This window comes from Micromonospora phytophila, assembly GCF_023656545.1.
GTDB lineage: Bacteria > Actinomycetota > Actinomycetes > Mycobacteriales > Micromonosporaceae > Micromonospora > Micromonospora phytophila.
Map to the genome: position 1 here is coordinate 1 of NZ_JAMOKF010000526.1, position 2525 is coordinate 2525.

The 2525-nt window shown below is 75.3% G+C and carries 3 protein-coding genes and 1 pseudogene; 2 read left to right on the forward strand and 2 right to left on the reverse strand.

Going from position 1 to position 2525, the window contains the following annotated elements; all coding sequences use genetic code 11:
* A pseudogene (locus NCC78_RS30750) lies at positions 1-361 on the reverse strand (hypothetical protein); the annotation flags it as partial.
* 120 nt (positions 362-481) lie between these two features.
* Entirely contained in the window at positions 482-988 is a 507-nt protein-coding gene (locus tag NCC78_RS30755) for a DinB family protein (RefSeq protein WP_250798919.1), read from the reverse strand.
* A 130-nt stretch (positions 989-1118) separates the two neighbouring features.
* On the opposite strand from NCC78_RS30755, the gene NCC78_RS30760 reads away from it, so the two are divergent.
* Together NCC78_RS30760 and NCC78_RS30765 are read left to right on the forward strand one after the other, a co-directional pair.
* On the forward strand, positions 1119-2036 hold the full coding sequence (locus tag NCC78_RS30760; protein ID WP_250798920.1) for a DUF72 domain-containing protein: 918 nt from the start codon (positions 1119-1121) through the stop codon (positions 2034-2036).
* A gap of 222 nt (positions 2037-2258) precedes the next feature.
* Positions 2259-2450 (forward strand): hypothetical protein, encoded by a 192-nt coding sequence (locus tag NCC78_RS30765; RefSeq protein WP_250798921.1) that lies wholly within the window; start codon positions 2259-2261, stop codon positions 2448-2450.
* The last annotated feature ends 75 nt before the right edge of the window (positions 2451-2525 follow it).

The following is a 2525-nucleotide window of genomic DNA, read 5'->3' on the forward strand; positions in this document are numbered from 1 at the left end:
CCGAGGGCGGGGCGGTGGCGGGGGTCGGACCGCACAACGGGTTGGGCAGCGCGCCACCGGCGGCGGCGAGCGCCACGCCGCCGGTGGTGACGAGTGCGAGCCCGGCCACGGTGGCGCGGACGCCGATACCGGCGAGGGCGAAACCGCGCCGTCGCCCGCGCGGCACGCCGAGGGGTGTCCCCGCCTGGGCCAGCCGGTACGCCCGGACAGCGGCGTCCTCTCCGGCGAGCTCACCGGCACGGGGTGCGGCGCGGACCGCGGTCAGGAGCAGCGTGAGGGACTGCGTGCCGTCCTGGGGGTCGCCGACGACTCCGCCGAGCAGCCGCTCGACGGAGTCCTGGTCCATCCGGTGTGCTTTCATCTCGTGTCCCTCAGCGCCACCGAGCGCCGGTACGTCACATGAGGTGCGGTGTGACGTCGGACAACCCGGGGCCGGGGGGAGGAGCGCGGGGGAACCGGACGGCGGGCCGGCGGGCGGCGCTCAGCCCATGGTGCGGGCGCCGTCGATCGCCTCGCGCAGGATGTCGGCGTGGCCGGCGTGCTGCGACGTCTCGGCGATGAGGTGCAGCAGGACGCGGCGGACCGACCAGCTCGCGCCGGGCTCGAACCAGGGCGCCTGCGGCAGCGGATGGGCGACGTCCAGGTCGAGCGTGGCGACCAGCTGGTCCGTCGCGGCGGCCACCCGGTCGTAGTCGGCGAGCAGCCCGGCCAGTGTCTCGCCCTCCCGCATGCGGAACTGGCCCGTCCAGTCGACCGGCTCGCTCACCATCGCCTCGGCGCCGCCGACGGCGAACCGCATCCACCGGTCCTCGGTGGTGGCCACATGCTTGATCAGGCCACCGGGGCACAGCTCGCTGACGGTGCTGCGGTTCGCGGCCTGCTCGTCGGTGAGCCCGTCGACGGTCTGCCGCAGGAAGCCCCGGTGGCGGCGCAGGGTCTGCAGCAGATCGGCCCGTTCACTGGTCAGCAGCTGTTCGGGAACGGTCATGGCGGTCACCCTTCGTCCGACGTCAAGACGGCCCTCAGGATAGGCCGGCGCACCGACAGTTCCGGGCTTCGGCCGCGCCGGTTTCCGCCAGCGGTTGCCGATTCGTCCGATCCGCGGTGCACTGAATTACATGGGTGTCATCAAGGTGGGCACGTCGTCCTGGGCGGACCAGATGCTGCTGCGCTCGGGCTGGTACCCGCGGGCGGCGAACACCCCCGCCGGTCGGCTCGGCTTCTACGCCGACCGGTTCCCCCTGGTGGAGGTGGACACGTCCTACTACGCGGTGCCGGTGCCGGAGACGACGCAGGGCTGGGTCGACGCCACCCCGGAGGGCTTCACCTTCGACGTCAAGGCGTTCCGCCTCTTCACCGGGCACCCGACCCCGGTCGCGGCGCTTCCGCGGGACCTGCGACCGGCGGGCGGCCCGGGCCGGATTCGGCGCCGCGATCTGCCCGCGGTCGCGTACGACGAGCTCTGGGACCGGTTCCGGGCGGCGCTGGAGCCGATCGCGGCGGCCGGCCGGCTCGGTGCGGTGCTGCTCCAACTCCCGCCGTGGCTGGTGCGCAGCGCCGCCGCCGAGCGGCGCATCGTCGAGCTGGCCGGGCGGTGCCGGCCGTGGCGGGTCGCCGTCGAGCTGCGGCACGGGTCCTGGTTCGACGGTACGGCGGCGCCGCAGACGCTGACCTTCCTGCGCGAGCACGACCTGTCGTTCGTGGGCGTCGACATGCCGCAGGGGCACCCGTCGTCGGTGCCGCCGATCCTGTTCGCCACCTCGGACGTGGCGGTCGTCCGCTTTCACGGGCACAGCGACGCCTGGGAGACCGGCGACAAGGAGGAGAAGTTCCGCTACGCCTACGGCGACGAGGAGCTGCGCCGCTGGTCGGAGCTGCTGACCGAGCTGGCGGAGCAGTCCGCCGAGCTGCACGTGCTGTTCAACAACTGCTGCGGGGACCAGGCCCAGCGCGACGCGGCCCGGCTGGCCGGGCTGCTGGGTGTCGAGCCGGTCGGGCGAAACCGGCCGGCCCCCGCCGGCGCCGGCACCTCCTGACCCGGCTCGGGGCGGGCAGTTCGCCGGCACGTCCTGCTGACCGGTGCCGCATTCGGTCAGCCCCGCGGCGTGCTCGGTTGCGGCCGGGCGGTCCGGCCGGCGCCTCCTCCTGACCGGCGGGGGCGGCCGGCTGACCGGCGGGGGCGGGCGGACTCGGCGGAGGTTTCCGGGCGGGGCGCTCGGGTACCGCCGGTGGTCGTGAGCGACGGGAGGACGGCAGAGATGAGTGAGCAGCGGCAGGAGCGGCCCGGGAAAGGCGCGCCGGGCGTACCGGACGACGCGGCGGCGCGCGAGACCCGGGAGGCCCAGGAGGCGCACGGCGGCAGCATGGCGCCGGGCCTGGTGGACGACACCGGCCACCCGGTCGGCTCGGACCCGTCGAGGGTCGCCGGGGAGGACAGCGCCGGCGCCTGAGCCGGCGGGACGACCGACGCCCCGGACGGGCGACCTCGCCGGGCGCGGTCACCGGGGACGAGCGGTGGAACGACG

Bases quoted from the DNA above. Each gene is read 5' to 3' on its own strand.
- NCC78_RS30765 (WP_250798921.1), top strand. From the start codon at position 2,259: ATGAGTGAGCAGCGGCAGGAGCGGCCCGGGAAAGGCGCGCCGGGCGTA.
- NCC78_RS30755 (WP_250798919.1), bottom strand. From the start codon at position 988: ATGACCGTTCCCGAACAGCTGCTGACCAGTGAACGGGCCGATCTGCTG.
- NCC78_RS30760 (WP_250798920.1), top strand. From the start codon at position 1,119: ATGGGTGTCATCAAGGTGGGCACGTCGTCCTGGGCGGACCAGATGCTG.